Raw genomic sequence first — 17120 nt, forward strand, 5'->3', positions numbered from 1 at the left:
GTCGGGCGCTGTGAGGCGCATCGCCGCCCTCCTGCTCCTGGCCGCCGGCCCGGTGCTGGTGCTCGGCGTCCTCTTCGTGCTGCCGGTGACCGGCATGGTCGCGGAGGGCTTCGTGGCCGACGGCCGCTTCGCGCCGGGCGCGGTCCTCGACGTGCTCGCCCGCCCGCGCGTGCACCGGGTCGCGTGGTTCACGGTGTGGACCTCGGGGGTCGCGACGCTGCTGTCGGTCGTCCTCGGCCTGCCGGCGGCGTACGCCCTGCACCGGCTCGCACTGCCCGGCCGGGCCGCGGTCCGGGCGGCGCTGCTCGTGCCGTTCGTGCTGCCGACGGTCGTCGTCGGCGTGGCCTTCCGCCAGCTGCTCGGGGAGGGCGGTCCGCTCGGCTCGCTCGGCCTCGACGGGACACCGGTCGCGATCATCTGCGGACTGGTCTTCTTCAACGTCGCGGTGGTGGTCCGCACCGTCGGCGTGGCCTGGGAGTCCCTCGACCCCCGCCCCGGCCAGGCGGCGGCGGCGCTCGGCGCCTCGCCGTGGCAGGTGCTGCGGACGGTGACGCTGCCAGCGCTGCGGCCGGCGATCGTCGGCGCGGCGAGCATCGTCTTCCTCTTCTGCGCGACGGCGTTCGGCATCGTGCTCACCCTCGGCGGCGTGCGCCACGCGACCGTCGAGACAGAGATCTACCTGCTCACCACCACGGTCTTCGACCTCCGAGCGGCCGCCGCGCTGTCGGTGCTCCAGATTGTCGTCGTGGTCGGCCTGCTGGCGCTCGCTGCCCGCCTGCGCGCGGTCCCCGACCCGACGGCCCACCGCACGGTGACGCCCGTGCGGGCCGTACGACGCCCTGACGCGCCCGTCGTCCTCGCCACCCTCGCGGTGCTGGCCGCGATGCTCGTGCCGATCCTCACCCTGGTGCTCGGGTCGCTGCGCGTCGGCGGCGAATGGGGTCTCGGCAACTACCGCGCGCTGTCGGGCACCGGTGACAACCAGGCGCTGCTCGCGCCCGTGACCTCGGCGCTCGCCACCAGCCTGCGCACCGCGGTCGACGCGACCTGGATGGCCCTGCTCGTCGGCGTCCTCGTGGCCACGATCGTCACCCGCCGCTCGCACTCCCTCGCCGAGCGCCGCGTGCGCTCCACCCTCGACGGCTTCTTCATGCTGCCCCTGGGCGTGAGTGCGGTGACGCTCGGCTTCGGCTTCCTGATCACCCTCGACCAGCCCCCGCTCGACCTGCGCGACTCACCGCTGCTGGTGCCGATGGCGCAGGCGCTCGTCGCCCTGCCCCTGGTCGTGCGCACCCTCACGCCCGTGCTCGGCGGCATCGACGACCGGCAGCGGCAGGCGGCCGCATCGCTGGGAGCGTCGCCCTGGCGCACCCTGCTCACCGTCGACCTGCCGGTGACGTGGAAGCCGATGCTCGCGGCGAGCGGGTTCGCCTTCGCGGCCTCGCTCGGGGAGTTCGGCGCAACCTCGTTCCTCGCCCGCGACGACAGCCCGACCCTTCCGGTGGTGATCTTCCGGCTGCTCGGCCACCCCGGTGCGATGAACTACGGCATGGCCCTCGCCGCCTCCGTCGTCCTCGCCGTCGCCACGGCCGTGGTGATGCTCGCGGTCGAGCGGCTGCGGGTGCCGGGCGTGGGAGCGTTCTGACGTGCTGACCCTCGACGACGTGACCGTCCGCTACGGCGACACCGCAGCGGTGGACGACGTGTCCCTCGAGCTCGCCACCGGCCAGGTGCTCGCCGTCCTCGGGCCCTCGGGCTGCGGGAAGTCCACCCTGCTGCGCGCCGTCGCCGGCCTCGAGCCGCTTGCGGCCGGCTCGATCTCGTGGGACGGCACCGACCTCGCCGGCACCCCCACCCACAAGCGTGGCTTCGCGCTGATGTTCCAGGACGGCCAGCTCTTCGCCCACCTGACCGTCGCCCGCAACGTCGCCTACGCGCTCCGCCTCCGTCGTACGCCGTCCGCGCGGGTCGCCACCCGTGTGCGCGAGCTGCTCGACCTGGTGGGCCTGAGCGGCTACGACGAGCGCCTCCCCGGCACCCTCTCCGGGGGCGAGCGCCAGCGGGTCGCGCTGGCGCGGGCGCTCGCGGTCGAGCCGCGGCTCATCCTGCTGGACGAACCCCTGTCCGCGCTCGACGCGACGCTGCGCGAACGGCTGGCCGGCGACCTGCGCTCCATCCTCCACGCGGCCGGGACGACGGCCCTGCTGGTGACGCACGACCACGAGGAGGCGTTCGCGCTCGCCGACCGGCTCGCCGTGATGCAGTCGGGCCGCGTCGTGCAGAACGGCGCGATCGACGAGGTCTGGCGCGAGCCGGTCGACGAGGAGACCGCCCTCTTCCTCGGTTATGCCCGCGTGCTGCGGGACGAGTCAGCCGCCCGGGTGCTGGCCGCGGCGGGTCTGCGGTCGTCGTACGCCGTCGCCCTGCGCCGCTCCGCACTGGTCGCCGACGCCGACGGTCCGCTGCGCGCCCGCGTCGAGCAGGCCCGGGTCACGCCGGAGCAGGTGCGGCTCGTGGTCGACGTGGACGGCATCGGCACGGTCGACGCGGTGGCGCCGCTGGGCAGCCGGGTCTCGCCGGGCGACGAGGCCGGGCTCCGCGTCGATGTGACCAGGCTCGCGGTCCTTCCGATCACGCCGGGCTCTTGACCCCTCCCTAGACTGACCCCCGTGCACCGTCCGGCCTATGCCCTGCTCGTCGGCGTCGCCGCCACCATGGGCGTGCTGGCGCTGACGGCGTCGTTCGCGCTCGACCGGCCGCTCGTGGACCCCGAGGGCTTCCTCGGCCCGGCGTGGCTGAGGCTGCCGCTGCTCGTGCTCGGCGCCTTCCTGCTCGACCTGCTGCCGCGCGCCCTGTGGGGCTCGCGCTTCAAGCCGGCGCTGATGCCGGACATCGCGCGCGAGCGGATCCGCACCCACTGGGACCGCGAGCGGATCACCCTCGTGGTGCTCGGGCTGGTGTCGTTCTACATCACCTACGTCTGCTACCGGAACCTCAAGTCGTTCCTCCCCTTCATCATGGGCGAGGACAAGTACGACCGGGAGCTGCACCTCGTCGACCGGGCGCTGATGTTCGGCCACGAGCCGGCCACGATCCTCCACACCATCTTCGGCACCGGGGTCTCCGCGCACTTCCTGTCGACGATCTACCTCTGGTTCCTGCCGCTGGTGCCGCTGGCGCTCGCCGCCTGGCTGGTGTGGTCGCGCAACATCACCTTCGGCTACTGGTTCGCCACCTCGCAGTGCCTGGCCTGGAGCATCGGCACCGCGTCCTACTACGCGTTGCCGACCCTCGGTCCCGGCTTCCAGTACAGCTACCTCTACACCGACCTCGCGCCGACCGGCTCCACTGCGCTGATGGAAGCCCTGTCCTACGGACGCGACGGCGTGCTGCGGCGCGGCCTCGAGGGCTCGGTGCAGTCCGTGGCCGGCTTCGCGTCCCTGCACGTCGCGATCACGCTGCTGGTGGCGCTGATGGTGCAGTACACGCTGCAGAACCGGATCCTCCACATCGTCTTCTGGGCGAACTTCGCGATCACCGTCGTCGCGACCCTCTACTTCGGCTGGCACTACATCGCCGACGACCTCGCAGGCGTCGTCATCGCCCTCTTCTCCTTCTGGCTCGGCGGGCTCGCGAGCGGGCAGAAGTTCGATCGGCACGGGCTCGCGTCGCACCCGACGTCGACCACGTCCCAGGTCCCCGTCGACGCCGACTGAGGCGCTGCACCTGTTCTGGAGTCACCGGATGTCCGGTGACCGCCATGGTTGTCAGCCGAGATCTGGGCTGACAACCACGAGACTCGGGTGCAAACGTCGTCACGCAACGCCGCTCTTGCGTGCTGCCATCACCTTCCGGATGCGGCTGGCGACCAGCTCTGGCCGCGCAAGGTCGGCCCACGTGATGCGTACGCACGTCCAGCCGGTGAGCTGGCAGACAAGCTCCTCGCGCGCCTTCTCCCTCATCAGGAAGTCATCGAGCGTCTCCCCGTCGCGCCGGTAGCGCTCGTACTTGACCTTGCCGTCGAACTCGACGAACACGCCCAGCTCGGGCCATGCGAAGTCCACACGCGCGACGAGCGTTCCGAGCTCGTCGAAGATCTCGAACTGCGGCTCGGGCCGCACCAACCCTTGCTTGAACACGAGATAGCTGAAGCGGTCCTCGCCGACGGATTCCAGTCGTGCATCGGCGAGGTGGACCACGAGGTTGGTGGTCAGGCTCCCTGGCCAGTCGCGATGCGCGTCGGCCTGCTCCTTGAACTCGATCATCGTCATCGCCTTCGCGTGCAGCAGGCGGTTGACTGCCACCAGCGCGCGTTCGACGCCACCCAAGGTGGTCAGCTCGAAGGCCGACCGCGGCGCGGTGCTGACCACCACGCCGTTGAGTTCCTCGCGATCCTCGGCTTCCAGGATGCTGCGATGAGGTACCCAGTCCTTCTGGCGCCGCCCGGCGCGATGGTCGCCACCGGTACGAGTCGTGTGGACGACGTCCAGCGGGAAGCCCCACAGCGAGATGCCGCGCTCGATGAGCGACGACACGTGGGTCAGAGCGGTAGCACTGTGCGCCCGTGCTCTCACGGCACGAGCGAGAAGCCGGTGTCGGTCCTCGGGAGACAACTGCTCCCAGAGGTCGTACTGGACGTAGGCGCCGTACCGAATGCGCTTCAGGACCTTCGCGCGCACCAGCCGATCGATCTGTGGGTCCGTCATGCCGCTCGCGAGGAGGTCGCGGCGAAGCCGCACGAGACCCTCGAGATCCACCTGTGACTCGGTCATGCCGAGCCCCTGCCCGCTCGCCGGCGCCGTAGTCATGGCAATCGCGTGCCTGTGGACAACTCTGGTCGTGCGAGCTTTGCGGTTGAGATGCTCGCTTTGCTACCCAGATCTAGGCCGACAACCATCGCGGTCACCGGACATCCGGTGACTCAAAGCCCCAGGCACCGAGAACTACATTGTTGTAGTTTGCAAGCCGACACGCCGGTGCAAGGTGAAGAATCTGGGAAAAGTGTTCCCCGTGTGACGAAAGTTCACTAGCGTGCCTCGAGTTGCCCGTGCGATGGGGAAGTCGCACGGTCTACCGAGACCCGTGAGGGGAACCCCCGTGCCCGTCGCTCCACCGCTGGACCGCGCTGCCGCGCCACGTCGTACGACGTCGCGCTGGGCGACCGCGGTCGTGCTGGTCGCCGGGCTCGCGCTGGGCAACGGCGCGGCGTTCGCGGACGGCGACGACGACCGGGTGCCCACCGAGGCCGACGTCGCGGCAGCGGAGCAGGACGCGGCCGACAAGGGGCGAGACGTCGCCGCGGTGCAGGCCGACCTGATCCGCGCGAACCTCGCCCTCGACGGTGCCGGCGACACCGCCGCCCAGGCGGCCGAGGCGTGGAACGGCGCCCGGTGGCGTGCCGACGAGGCACGGCAGGCGGCCGGCGAGGCCCAGGGGGCCGCAGACGCCGCCCGCGCCGACGTCGCGACGCAGCGCGACCTCTACGCCGCCACGGTCGTCCGCTCCTACGAGGAGGCCTCGCAGATCCAGGGCCTCGCCGCGGTGGTCGAGTCCGACGGCATCGCCGCGCTCATCGACCGCAGCATCACCGTCGGCAACACCTCGCAGGTCCTCGACCAGCAGTACGACTCCTTCACCGCCGCCTCCGCCGTCGCGGACGTCACCGCCGCGGCCGCCGGCCGGGCCATGGAGCGGGCGAGCCAGGCCGAGGCCGAGGCCGAGGAGGCCAGGGACGCCGCCGCGCAGGCCCAGGCCGACGCCGGCTCGCAGGCCGAGGCGATCGCGGCCGACAAGGCCGACCTGATCGCCGAGCTGGCCGAGCTGGAGGGCATCAGCGTCCGCCTCGCGGAGAAGCGCCAGAGCGCGCTCGAGCAGGCAGCGGCCGAGGCCGCGGCGGCCGCCGCCCAGGCCGAGGCGGAGGCCCAGGCGCAGGCAGAGGCGGAGGCGGCAGCACTGGCGGCGGCGCAGCTGCTCGCCCAGCAGCAAGCACAGCAACAGGCCCAGCAGACGCCGACACCCAAGCCGACCCCGACACCCAAGCCGACCCCGACACCCAAGCCGACCCCGACGAAGACCCCCACCCAGGCGCCGACACCCACGAGCACCCCCACCGCGACCCCCACCGCAACGCCGACCAGCACGCCGACGCCGACGCCGACCCCCGTCCCGACCCCGACGCCCGTCCCGACCCCGACGCCGGTCCCCACGACCGGGGACGCGGGGGCGGCCATCGCCTTCGCCCAGTCGCAGATCGGCAAGCCCTACCGCTACGGCGCCGCCGGCCCCGACGCGTGGGACTGCAGCGGCCTGACCGCGGCGGCCTGGGCCAGCGGCGGCACGACGCTTCCCCACTATTCCGTCGCGCAGTACACCCAGTCGACGAGGATCACCGCCGCCCAGCTGGCGCCCGGTGACCTGGTGTTCTGGGGCTCGTCGAGCAGCCCGTCATCCATCTACCACGTCGCCCTCTACATCGGCGACGGCCAGATCATCCACGCCCCCCGCACCGGGCGGGACGTCGGCCAGGAGTCCATGTACTACTGGCGCACACCCAACTTCTTCGCGCGCCCCTGAGGCCCGCTTCGCACCCCAGTCCCATGGTTGTCAGCCGAGATCTGGGCTGACAACCATGGCGGTCACCGGACATCCGGTGACTCCAGAGCAGCGGGTCACCTGACCTTGCGGGCGAACCTCGCGGCGAGCTCGCCGGGGTCGAGGTCGCCGTCGAGGACGAGCCGGGTCGGCCAGGCGGACGTGTCGATGTCGGACAGCTCCTCGAAGAGCGCCAGGTCGCGGGCGTAGACCTCGGCGATCCGGGCCACGTCGTCCGCGGTCGGCGCGGTGCCCGGCACCTGCTCGGCCCCGGCGTGCCAGTTCCGCAACGGCGGCACCGTCTCGAACCGCGGCAGCTCGAGGAAGTCGGTGGTGCGGTCGACCGTCGCGGGGAAGTCGGCCAGCATCGCGCGCATCTCGATCAGGAGCCACTGCTGGCGGCCGAACAGCTCGAAGCCGCGCTGCAGCTGCTCGCCGTAGAAGCCTCGGGCGAGCCCGGTCATGTGCCGCCACCGCATGGTGCGTACGACGTCGGGGTCGGGCACCTCGTCCGGCAGCGAGGTGTGCGGCCACTCGGTCAGGAAGTCCGGCCAGTCCGGCCACGCCAGGTTGCGCGAGCGCAGCATCACCCAGTGCGAGAAGAGCCGCTCGAGCGGGTCGCGGAAGACCGCAACCAGCGGCATCCCCGAGTCGTAGGCGTGCATCCGCTCGAGCGCGTGCGGCCAGTAGAGATAGGTCGGTGACGCGTCGCCGACGAGCCTGTGGATCGGTGCGCGACGGGGTGCGCTGTAGTCGCGGGCATAGTTCGGCGCCGACCAGTCGACGTCCTCGTCGTCGAAGTAGTGGCGCTCCTTGTCGGGCGGCTGGCACACCAGCCGGTGCTGGTTGAGCGTCACCGCCAGCGTCGACGTGCCACCCTTCTGCACGCCGACGACCGCGTAGTTGTACGCCATGCTCCCCAGGCTCTCGCCCGCCGGGGTGGCCTCGGACACGTTCATCGCCGCGAACCTACCGGCAGGGCTACTTTTGGATGCATGGCCACCGACCAGGTTCCCCCCATCACCGACGAGATGCCGACGCCCGTGCCGGAGAAGTCCGCGGAGACCGCGGTCACGGGTGACGACGCGGCCCACGTGACGAACAAGGGCTACCGCCAGCCCGAGGTCGACGTCGCAGCACTGCGCACGCTCCTCGACGGCCGCTACGCCGAGGTCCGCGACCTCGTGCGCGACAACCTCGCCGAGCACGCGCAGATCCTCCTCGACGAGGAGGAGATGTCGACCGCCGACTTCCGCGAGCGGGTCAAGGACGTCGTGGTGATGATGGCCGAGACCGGCCAGACCGGCATGGGCTTCCCCGAGGAGTACGGCGGGGGCGGGGACATCGGCGCGTCCATCGCCGCCTTCGAGACCCTCGCCATGGGCGACCTGTCGGTGCTCGTCAAGGTCGGCGTGCAGTTCGGCCTCTTCGGCGGCGCGATCCTCCAGCTCGGCACGAAGGTGCACCACGACGCGTACCTCGCCGACCTGGTGAGCGGCCGCACGATGGGCTGCTTCGCGATGACGGAGAGCGGCCACGGCTCCAACGTGCAGGCGCTCGGCACCGTGGCGGCGTACGACACCGCGACCGAGGAGTTCGTCATCACGACTCCGGACGACGCGAGCCGCAAGGACTACATCGGCAACGCGGCAGCGCACGCCGAGCTCGCCGCGGTGTTCGCCCAGCTCGAGGTCGACGGCGAGCGTCACGGCGTGCACGCCTTCGTCGTCCCGATCCGCGAGGGCGGGCGGGTCGTCGACGGCGTACGCATCGAGGACTGCGGACCCAAGATGGGCCTCAACGGCGTCGACAACGGCCGCATCTGGTTCGACGGCGTGCGGGTGCCGCGCACCGCGCTGCTCAACCAGTTCGCCGAGGTGACGCCCGAGGGTCGCTACCTGTCGCCGATCGACAACCCCAACAAGCGCTTCTTCACGATGCTCGGCACCCTCGTGCAGGGCCGGGTCTGCGTCGGCGGCGCCGGCATCAATGCCGCGAAGGTCGCACTGACCATCGCGACCCGCTATGCCGTGCGCCGCCGCCAGTTCGAGGCGACCTCGCCCGACGAGGAGCAGGTGCTCCTCGACTACGGCATGCACCAGCGCCGTCTCCTGCCGCTCATCGCGAGGACGTACGCCCTCCACTTCGCGCAGGAGGTCGTCGCCGGCCAGCTGCACGACGTCTTCTCCGGCCCCGGTCCGACGGAGGAGGGTGGAGACGAGCACGGCCGCCGGATGCTCGAGTCGCGGGCCGCGGCGACCAAGGCGCTCGGCACCTGGCACGCGACGCGGACCATCCAGGAGTGCCGCGAGGCGTGCGGCGGCGCGGGCTACATCAGCGAGAACCGCTTCACCGCGCTCAAGGCCGACACCGACGTCTTCACCACCTTCGAGGGCGACAACCACGTGCTGCTGCAGCTGGTCGCCAAGGGCCTGCTCACCGACTACGCCGGCGAGTTCGAGGACATGGACCAGCTCGGCATGGCGCGCTTCGTGGCGGGGCTCGCGGTCGAGACCGTCGTCGAGCGCACGTCGGTGCACAAGCTCGTCCAGTCGGTGCGCGACCTGCTGCCCGGCGGCGACACGTGGGACCAGGAGGCCGGCCTGCTCGACCCCAACTACCAGCTGGCGATGCTGCGCTTCCGCGAGGAGCACATGATCGGCGGCGTCGCCCGGCGCCTGAAGCGGGGCATCGACCAGGGCATGAACCCGGGTGCGGTCTTCTCGCGCGTGCAGGACCACGTCATCGCCGCTGCTCGCGCGCACGCCGAGCGGCTGGTGCTGGAGGCCTTCGTCGCCAAGGCAGCTGCGCTCCCCGACGGCGACCTCAAGGTCGCCGTCAACCTGCTCTGCGACCTCCACGCGCTCAGCACGATCGAGGCCGACCGCGCCTGGTTCATGGAGCACGGCCGGCTCTCCAGCGCACGCTCGAAGGCGATCAGCCGCGAGGTGGGCTCGCTGTGCCGCAAGGTCCGGCCGCTGGCCGTCGACCTCGTCAACGCCTTCGGCGTGCCGGAGGAGATGCTGCGCAGCCCCGAGCTGCTGACCTGGACGGAGACCGGGCCGGCATGAGGTTGCCCGGGCTGGGCGGCTGGAACGAGGACCCGCTGTGGTCCTACGTCTACCCCTGGCTCGTCGAGCACCCCGAGGTCGGGCGTCCCGCGTGGCGCGTCGGCACGGGCAGCGACCTGCGGCTGATCGACGAGGCCGCCGCCGAGCTCGGCACCCTCCCCGCCGGCGCGAGGGTGCTGGACGTGCCGACCGGGTCGGGCGTCGCGCTGCGCGGCGTACTACCCGGGCAGGGCCTCGACGTGGTGCTCGCGGACATCTCACCGACCATGCTCGGCCGCGCGCTGGCGACTGCCGCGCGGCGAGGGGTCGCCGACCAGGTCCGCACCGCCGTCGCCGACGTCGGTCGCCTCCCCTGCGACGACGGGACCTTCGACCTCGTCGTGTCCTTCACCGGCCTGCACTGCTTCCCCGACCCTCGCCTGGCGATCGGCGAGATGGTCCGCGTCCTGAAGGACGGCGGCGCGATCACCGGGAGCTCGATCCTCACCGACACCGGCGCGCGCTACGAGCCGCTGCGCCGTGCGGGCACCCGCGCCGGCATCCTCGGACCGATGTGCACTTCCCACGAGGCAATCCGGTGGCTGCGCGCCGCCGGGTGCGACACGGTGGACCTCCAGCTCCACGGGGCGCTGGGCTACTTCCGGGCCACGAAAGGGGACACACGATGACCTTCGGGGGACTTCCCACGCGGTGGGAACCGACGGGGGAGAGCCGCGGTGTGGCGCTGGTCGCCCCGGGCCGCGCGTACTCACCCGCCGCACCCTTGCTGGAGTTCTCCCGCCGGGCGCTGCTCCAGCACGGCTTCACCGTCCAGCAGCTGTGGTGGGACTCCACGACCCGCGGCGAGGACGAGGAGCCCGAGCAGTGGGTACGCCGTCACGTCGAGGCAGCGCACGCCGAGGAGGAGGCAGACCACGTGCTGGTCGTCGGCAAGTCGCTGGGCACCCGCGCCGCGTCGTACGCCGCCGAGCGCGGGCTCGACGCGATCTGGCTGACCCCCCTCCTGGTCGACCCGGTGCTGGCCGAGGGCATCGCCGCCAACGCCGGTCGCCAGCTGCTCGTCGGCGGCCTGGTCGACGAGCTGTGGGACTCCGCGATCGCCCGCGAGCTCTCCGACAACGGGTGCGACGTGCTCGAGATCGCCGACGCCGACCACAGCATGGGCACCGACGACGCGGTCCGCACCGCCGAGATCCACCTCGAGGTCGCGCGGGCCGTCGAGGCGTTCCTGTCACAGATCTGAGGCGGCCGGTGTCTCCATGTCACCGACCACCCAGGAGGAGACATGCCCAGCCAGTTCCGGATCCCGAAGGCCCGACTCGACGGCGTCTACGGCGCGGTGATGACCCGCGTCGCGCGGCGCATGTGGGGTGAGGTCCCCGACAACGCCTACGTGCTGTGGCACAACCTGCCCGTCGCCAAGGCCGTCTTCGGCTTCGAGCAGAAGGTCGCGAAGTGGTCGGCGCTCGACCCGCACCTCAAGGCGTACGCCGAGATGGCGAGCGCCGGCGTCATCGGCTGCTCGTGGTGCCTGGACTTCGGCTACTTCATGGCGCACACCAAGGGCCTCGACGAGGCCAAGGTCCGCGAGGTGCCGCGCTGGCGAGAGTCGGAGGTCTTCACCGACCTCGAGCGCGACGTGATGGCGTACGCCGAGGCGATGACCGCGACCCCGCCGACCGTCACCGACGAGATGGTGGCCGCCCTCGACGAGCGGCTCGGCCACGCCGCCGTCGTCGAGCTGACGATGATGGTGGCGATCGAGAACGAGCGCTCGCGCTTCAACTCCGCGATGGGACTGGCCAGCCAGGGTTACAGCGAGGTGTGCGAGCTGCCGCTGGCGGAGGCTGGGACGATCAGCAGGTGAGCGAGACCGACCCCTTCTCGGCGCACCGCAGCCTGCTCTTCACGGTGGCCTACGAGATGCTCGGCTCCGCGACCGACGCCGAGGACGTGGTGCAGGAGGTCTGGCTGCGGTGGGCCGACAGCGACCGCGACGACGTCCTCGACCCGCGGGCCTACCTCGTACGGATCACCACCCGGCTGGCCCTCAACAAGCTGCGCGGCAACGCGCGGCGCCGCGAGGACTACGTCGGCCCCTGGCTCCCCGAGCCGCTGCTCACCTCTGCCGACGTCGCCGACGACGTCGCGCTGGCCGACAGCGTCTCGACCGCGATGCTGCTGGTCCTGGAGACGCTGCCGCCCACCGAGCGGGCGGTCTTCGTCCTGCGCGAGGTCTTCGACGTGTCGTACGCCGAGATCGCGCAGGCCGTCGAGAAGTCCGAGCCGGCCGTGCGGCAGATCGCCAGCCGCGCCCGCACGCACGTGGCCGAGCGCCGCCCGCGCACGTCCGTGACCGCACGCGAGCGCGACGCCGTGATCGAGAAGTTCCGCTCGGCCACCGAGGGTGGCGATCTGCAGTCGCTGATGGACGTGCTCGCACCGGACGTGGTGCTGATGACCGACGGCGGGGGCAGGGTGCAGGCGGCGCTCAACCCGATCCACGGCCGCGACAAGGTCTTCCGCTTCCTCACCGCGGTCGCGCCGGACGCGCTCGAGCTCCAGCCGGTCTGGCTCAACGGGTCGCCGGCGATCCAGTTCGTCGTCGGCGGGCAGCGCGACGGCGTCGGCACGATGCTCGTCGAGGACGGCCTCGTGACCCGCCTCTACCTCGTCCGCAACCCCGACAAGCTCGGCGCCGTCATCGCCCCCGTCGACCTCCGCCGCACGCTGTAACGCCGGGTTAGGTGCTGTACCCACCCGGATATATCCCAGTGGGTACAAGCAGTAACCCGGCGTTACAGGGGCCGGTGGCCGGCGTTCGCGGTGGGCGAACCCCGAACCGGAACACGTCTCCGGTTCCTGCGCGTTGTGCCGGACATGACGCAGAACCTCTCGCTCCCGGTGGTGTTCCTCCACGACACGGTCGTGCTTCCCGGCATGGTCGTGCCCATCGAGCTCGACGACTCCGCCCGCGCGGCGATCGACGCGGCCCGCCTCGCGCACGACGCCGACCCCGGCGACGAGCCCACCCGGGTGCTCGTCGCACCGCGGCTCGAGGACCGCTACGCCACCCACGGCGTCGTCGCGGTCGTCGACCGGGTCGGCCGCTTCGCCGGTGGCAAGCCCGCTGCCGTCCTGCGGGCCGAGCGTCGGGTCGCCATCGGCGCCGGCGTGACCGGTCCCGGTGCTGCCCTGTGGGTGGAGGCCGAGCCGGTCGCCGACACGGACGTGACGGACGAGCTCCGCGACCTCGCGGAGGACTACCGCACGCTCGTGGTCTCGATCCTGGAGCGCCGGGAGGCGTGGCAGGTCATCGAGAACGTACGCCGCATCGCCGACCCCGGCGCGCTCGCCGACACCTCCGGCTATGCGCCGTACCTCTCCGAGGACCAGAAGCGACAGGTGCTCGAGACCCCCGATGTGGGCGACCGGCTGCGCCTGCTCCTGGAGTGGACGCGCGCGTACGACACCGAGGACGAGGTCAACGACAAGATCGGCCAGGACGTCCGGGAGGGCCTCGAGAAGAGCCAGCGTGAGTTCCTCCTCCGCCAGCAGCTCGCCGCGATCCGCAAGGAGCTCGGCGAGGGAGAGCCCGATGGGTCCGACGACTACCGCGCCCGCGTGGAGTCCGCGGACCTCCCCGACGCGGTCCGCGACGCGGCGCTGCGCGAGGTCGACAAGCTCGAGCGATCCAGCGACCAGAACCCCGAGTCCGGCTGGATCCGCACGTGGCTCGACACCGTCCTGGAGCTGCCGTGGAACGAGCGCACCGAGGACTCCCACGACGTGGCCGCCGCCCGCGCGGTGCTCGACGCCGACCACCACGGACTCGACGAGGTCAAGGACCGCATCACCGAGTACCTCGCGGTGCGCGCCCGCCGCGCCGAGCGCGGCCTCGAGGTGGTCGGCGGTCGCGGCTCCGGCGCGGTGATCCTGCTCGCCGGTCCTCCCGGCGTCGGCAAGACCTCGCTCGGCGAGTCCGTCGCCCGGACGCTGGGCCGGACGTTCGTCCGGGTCGCCCTCGGCGGCGTACGTGACGAGGCGGAGGTCCGCGGTCACCGTCGGACCTACGTCGGTGCGCTCCCCGGCCGCATCGTGCGGGCCATCAAGGAGGCGGGCTCGATGAACCCGGTCGTCCTCCTCGACGAGGTCGACAAGGTCGGTGCCGACCACCGCGGCGACCCTGCTGCGGCGCTGCTCGAGGTGCTCGACCCGGCGCAGAACCACACCTTCCGCGACCACTACCTCGAGCTCGACCTCGACCTGTCGGACGTGTTGTTCATCGCGACCGCCAACGTCGTCGAGCAGATCCCGTCGGCCCTGCTGGACCGCATGGAGCTGGTCACCATCGACGGCTACACCGAGGACGACAAGGTCGCCATCGCGCGCGACTTCCTGGTCCCGCGCCAGCTCGAGCGGGCGGCCCTCACGGCCGAGGAGGTGACCATCTCCGACGACGCGCTCGGCGAGATCGCCGCCAACTACACCCGCGAGGCCGGCGTACGCCAGATGGAGCGGTTGCTGGCCAAGGCGTTCCGCAAGGCCGCGACGCGGCTCGCGACAGGCCAGGTCGAGCGGATCGAGATCGACCGGGCCGGCCTCGTCGACCTGGTCGGCCGGCCGCGCTTCACGCCCGACAGCCACGAGCGCACCGACGTGCCCGGGGTCGCCACCGGCCTCGCCGTGACCGGGCTCGGCGGGGACGTGCTGTATGTCGAGACGTCGGTGGCCGAAGGCACTGCGGGCCTCACCGTGACGGGCCAGCTCGGTGACGTGATGAAGGAGTCGGCCTCCATCGCGCTGTCGTGGGTGCGGGCGCACGCCGCGGACCTCGGGATCGAGCCGTCAGCGTTCGAGCAGTCGATCCACGTCCACTTCCCGGCCGGTGCCGTCCCCAAGGACGGCCCGTCCGCCGGGGTCACGATGGTGACCGCCCTCGTCTCCCTGCTCACCGGTCGCCCGGTGCGCTCGGACGTCGGCATGACGGGCGAGGTGTCGCTCTCCGGCCGGGTGCTGCCGATCGGCGGGCTCAAGCAGAAGCTGCTGGCCGCCCAGCGCGCCGGGCTGACCACGGTGTTCGTCCCGGAGCGCAACCGTCCGGACCTGGACGACGTACCGGCCGAGCTGCTCGGGGAGCTCGACGTCCGCCCCGTCGGCCGCGTGACCGACATCCTCGCCGAGGCCCTCGAGCCGGCGGCGAGCAGCACGACCGCGGCAGCGGCCTGAACGCTGTAACGCCGGGTTGGTTTCTGTGCCCACCCCCGAGGAAGGGGGTGGGTACAAGCACCAACCCGGCGTTACAGGGGGAGAGGCTGGGAGGTCAGGCGTCCTCGCCGAGGCTCTCGTCGGCGATGTTGTCGAGGTCGTTGCCGTGGCCCTCGGTCTTGAACCGCTCGAACGAGGCGTGCACCTCGGCCTCGGCCTCGACGCGGCCGACCCAGTCGGCGCCCTCGACGGACTTGCCGGGCTCGAGGTCCTTGTAGACCTCGAAGAAGTGCTGGATCTCGAGCCGGTCGTACTTCGAGACGTGGTTGATGTCGCGGAGGTGCTCGAGGCGCGGGTCGTGGCTCGGCACGCAGAGGACCTTGTCGTCGCCGCCGGCCTCGTCGGTCATCCGGAACATGCCGATCGCGCGGCACTCGATGAGGCAGCCGGGGAACGTCGGCTGCTGGAGGATCACCAGCGCGTCGAGCGGGTCGCCGTCCTGGCCGAGGGTGTTCTCGATGAAGCCGTAGTCGGCCGGGTAGGCCGTCGAGGTGAAGAGCATGCGGTCGAGGCGGATCCGCCCGGTCTCGTGGTCGACCTCGTACTTGTTGCGCTCACCCTTGGGGATCTCCACCAGCACGTCGAACGTCAGCACGTCTTCCTCCACACTCTCCGGCACGCCATCGGGCCGGCTCCACATCGGATGAGTCGTGTCCGGCGGTGGGCCCGACACGTCCTGCTGGGGGCAGTGTCGCGCACAATGGCCCCGATGCGCGAAGCGAGACGGTCCGAAAAGAGGGGACGTGAGGTACGCCACCTCGCGAGCCGCTGGCTTCCCGTCGTCCTCGTCCTCGCCATCCTCGGCGCCGGCGTCGGGGCGTACCGCTTCGAGTGGGGCCAGCGCTACCTCCCGTGGCTCGCCGCCGACCCCGTGACCGAGCCCGAGGCGGTGCTTCCTCCGGCAGGCCTCGACCTGCCCGAGTGGGACCCGGCCGTCGACGACGCTGCTCCAATGGTGCAGGGCGCGGACATCGCGCCCGACAAGGTGGCCGCCGCCGTCACCCCCGACCTGACCGATCCCGACCTCGGGAAGCACGTGGTCGGCGCGGTGAGCTCGCTGACGCCGGGATCACCCGTGTGGACGACCGGCGACGGCCGCTACCTGCCGGCCTCGACGACGAAGCTGCTGACCCTCGGCGCCGCCCTCGCCACCCTCGGCCCCGACCACACGTTCACGACCCGGGTCGTCCGCGGGGAGGCGCCGCGCGAGGTCGTGCTCGTCGGCGGCGGCGATCCCCAGCTGGCGAGCCAGCCGGTCGCCCTCGCGGAGGCCGAGTCGACGTACCCCGCCCGTGCCGACGTGACGACCCTCGCCCTCACGGCCGCCAAGGCCCTCGGCGGCCGGGGCAGGGTGAAGGTCAGCTTCGACGACAGCCTCTTCACCGGGCCGACCGACAACCCGGCCTGGCGCCGCGACTACGTCCCCGACGACATCGCCAGCCCGATCACGGCGCTGATGGTCGACAGCGGGATCGCGCCCGACCGGCTGTCCCGGTCCGACGACCCGTCCCTCGCCGCCGCCCAGGTCCTCGCGTCGGCCCTGGGCGCCGCCGGCCTGAAGGTGGTCGGCGAGCCGCAGCGGGTCGTCGTACCCTCCGGGACCGAGGAGCTGGCCTCCGTCGAGAGCGCGCCCCTGTCGCAGATCGCCGAGCGGATCCTCGACGTCAGCGACAACGAGGGCTCCGAGGTCATCGCCCACCAGGTCGGGCTCGCGGTCTCGGGGGAGGGGTCGTTCGAGGGCGGCGCCGAGGCGGTCCTCCAGACCCTGGGCGGCATGGGGATCGACGTGACCGGCGACGAGGTGTACGACGGCTCCGGCCTGTCGCGGCGCAACCGGGTCTCGACCGCCACGCTGCTCGCCCTGCTGCAGCGCGCCGCCGGCCCGGACGGCGAGGCGATGCGCAACATCGTCACCGGCCTGCCGGTCGCGGGGTTCACGGGCTCGCTGACCTACCGGTTCGCCGAGGGGCCGCCCGTCGCGCGCGGGCTGGTGCGCGCCAAGACCGGCACCCTGACCGGCGTGCACGCACTCGCCGGGATCGCGGTCGGCCGCGACGGCGAGCCGATGGCCTTCGTCTTCGGCGCCGACAAGTCGCCGGACGCGAAGAAGCTCGACGCCCAGCAGGCGCTCGACCGCGCCGCCGCGGCCCTCGCGGCCTGCCGCTGCTCACAGCCCACTGGCTAGGGTCG

Annotated in this window: 14 protein-coding genes; 11 read left to right on the forward strand and 3 right to left on the reverse strand. The window is 72.0% G+C overall.

The genetic code is table 11. The features are described from left to right. The first annotated feature begins 10 nt into the window (after positions 1–10). Genes EUA06_RS12755 through EUA06_RS12765 form a run of 3 tightly spaced genes read left to right on the forward strand, consistent with a single transcriptional unit; the run spans position 11 to position 3716 of the window. Positions 11–1645 carry an ABC transporter permease gene (locus tag EUA06_RS12755; protein ID WP_242498127.1) on the forward strand — a complete coding sequence of 545 codons (1635 nt, stop codon included), beginning with the start codon at positions 11–13 and terminating at the stop codon, positions 1643–1645. 1 nt (position 1646) lies between these two features. Then, complete coding sequence (locus EUA06_RS12760) at positions 1647–2648, forward strand: ABC transporter ATP-binding protein (RefSeq protein ID WP_129476213.1); 1002 nt, start codon at positions 1647–1649, stop codon at positions 2646–2648. 21 nt (positions 2649–2669) lie between these two features. Further along, the gene (locus EUA06_RS12765) at positions 2670–3716 is read left to right on the forward strand and encodes a phosphatase PAP2 family protein (protein ID WP_242498128.1); all 1047 of its coding nucleotides are present in this window, start codon (positions 2670–2672) and stop codon (positions 3714–3716) included. Positions 3717–3815: 99 nt separating this feature from the next. On the opposite strand, the gene EUA06_RS12770 is transcribed toward EUA06_RS12765, so the two are convergent. Further along, on the reverse strand, positions 3816–4772 hold the full coding sequence (locus tag EUA06_RS12770; RefSeq protein ID WP_129476216.1) for a type IV toxin-antitoxin system AbiEi family antitoxin domain-containing protein: 957 nt from the start codon (positions 4770–4772) through the stop codon (positions 3816–3818). Between the two features lie 325 nt (positions 4773–5097). Here EUA06_RS12770 and EUA06_RS12775 point away from each other — a divergent pair, with 325 nt between their 5' ends. Further along, the gene (locus EUA06_RS12775) at positions 5098–6573 is read left to right on the forward strand and encodes a C40 family peptidase (RefSeq protein ID WP_129476218.1); all 1476 of its coding nucleotides are present in this window, start codon (positions 5098–5100) and stop codon (positions 6571–6573) included. Positions 6574–6668: 95 nt separating this feature from the next. On the opposite strand, the gene EUA06_RS12780 is transcribed toward EUA06_RS12775, so the two are convergent. Further along, positions 6669–7550, reverse strand: a complete 882-nt coding sequence (locus tag EUA06_RS12780) for a sulfotransferase domain-containing protein (protein ID WP_129476220.1) — start codon at positions 7548–7550, stop codon at positions 6669–6671. Between the two features lie 36 nt (positions 7551–7586). Between EUA06_RS12780 and EUA06_RS12785 the strand changes: the two genes are divergently transcribed. From EUA06_RS12785 to lon, 6 genes are all read left to right on the forward strand, one after another. Continuing rightward, a complete protein-coding gene (locus EUA06_RS12785; RefSeq protein WP_242498129.1) occupies positions 7587–9662 on the forward strand; it encodes an acyl-CoA dehydrogenase family protein in 2076 nt (691 codons plus the stop codon). Further along, on the forward strand, positions 9659–10330 hold the full coding sequence (locus EUA06_RS12790) for a class I SAM-dependent methyltransferase (RefSeq protein ID WP_129476223.1): 672 nt from the start codon (positions 9659–9661) through the stop codon (positions 10328–10330). Before EUA06_RS12785 ends, EUA06_RS12790 begins: the two co-directional genes overlap by 4 nt. Next, positions 10327–10905, forward strand: a complete 579-nt coding sequence (locus EUA06_RS12795) for an alpha/beta hydrolase (RefSeq protein ID WP_129476226.1) — start codon at positions 10327–10329, stop codon at positions 10903–10905. Before EUA06_RS12790 ends, EUA06_RS12795 begins: the two co-directional genes overlap by 4 nt. Positions 10906–10947: 42 nt before the next feature. Continuing rightward, complete coding sequence (locus EUA06_RS12800; protein ID WP_129476229.1) at positions 10948–11529, forward strand: carboxymuconolactone decarboxylase family protein; 582 nt, start codon at positions 10948–10950, stop codon at positions 11527–11529. After that, the gene (locus EUA06_RS12805; protein ID WP_129476231.1) at positions 11526–12398 is read left to right on the forward strand and encodes an RNA polymerase sigma-70 factor; all 873 of its coding nucleotides are present in this window, start codon (positions 11526–11528) and stop codon (positions 12396–12398) included. Before EUA06_RS12800 ends, EUA06_RS12805 begins: the two co-directional genes overlap by 4 nt. A gap of 144 nt (positions 12399–12542) precedes the next feature. Next, positions 12543–14891 carry an endopeptidase La gene (lon, locus tag EUA06_RS12810; RefSeq protein WP_129476234.1) on the forward strand — a complete coding sequence of 783 codons (2349 nt, stop codon included), beginning with the start codon at positions 12543–12545 and terminating at the stop codon, positions 14889–14891. 94 nt (positions 14892–14985) lie between these two features. On the opposite strand, the gene EUA06_RS12815 is transcribed toward lon, so the two are convergent. Next, entirely contained in the window at positions 14986–15570 is a 585-nt protein-coding gene (locus tag EUA06_RS12815) for an inorganic diphosphatase (protein ID WP_479724674.1), read from the reverse strand. Positions 15571–15639: 69 nt separating this feature from the next. Between EUA06_RS12815 and dacB the strand changes: the two genes are divergently transcribed. After that, positions 15640–17115: a D-alanyl-D-alanine carboxypeptidase/D-alanyl-D-alanine endopeptidase gene (gene dacB, locus EUA06_RS12820; RefSeq protein WP_165354381.1), complete on the forward strand. Its 1476-nt coding sequence runs from the start codon at positions 15640–15642 to the stop codon at positions 17113–17115. The last annotated feature ends 5 nt before the right edge of the window (positions 17116–17120 follow it).

The organism is Nocardioides glacieisoli (genome assembly GCF_004137245.1).
GTDB classification, from domain to species: Bacteria; Actinomycetota; Actinomycetes; order Propionibacteriales; family Nocardioidaceae; genus Nocardioides; species Nocardioides glacieisoli.